Here is a 596-nt window from a genome sequence, read left to right on the forward strand (position 1 = left end):
CTAAATTAGCCACCTGAGTAGTTACAATAGATAACCTTGCCCTTAAACAGCTGGTTACCGAAAAGGAAATGGAAAGTCAACTGAAGGGAGAGCTGCTAAAAAAGAAACAAGCATTGGAGAAAAAGAGGCGATAGCCATCTTATTATTCCAAAACAATCAGTAATTATTGAAACAATTTTGAATATATGTTTATCTCTAACATAACCCACTTCCTTGATGAAACAGGGAATGTGCCAAAACAGATGCCCAAAGAAGCCAGAGAACTCGCGAATTTTCTGGTCTTGGTAATCGACACAACCACCAAAAGTCTTTCTCTCAAATTGACTCCGAGTGAGATCAGGTGCTTTGAAAAGGGATGTCATGGATTAGTGTGGGTTGGGATTGTCCCTTCAAATGAAATCCATTGGAAGTGTTGCCATTGCGAAAACGAAGGTTTGATAAGTGAATGGCATGGCACAAAGTGGGATAATAGCTAGTTCAGCTAATGACTCACGCTCCTTGAGCGCAGCTATTGCAATCTGGGCCTTGAACGTCGCTATTTTCTTTTTTCTAATGATACCCGTATCGGTTATAAAGTTATGTTTTTTCAACTTAAC

Annotated in this window: 1 protein-coding gene; it reads right to left on the bottom strand. The window is 39.6% G+C overall.

The genetic code is table 11. The features are described from left to right. Positions 1-389: 389 nt before the first annotated feature. A partial coding sequence (locus tag B4W65_RS17535; RefSeq protein ID WP_205741332.1) for a hypothetical protein occupies positions 390-596 on the bottom strand: 207 nt, incomplete at its 5' end.

Source organism: Geofilum rhodophaeum, assembly GCF_002210225.1.
GTDB classification, from domain to species: Bacteria; Bacteroidota; Bacteroidia; order Bacteroidales; family Marinilabiliaceae; genus Geofilum; species Geofilum rhodophaeum.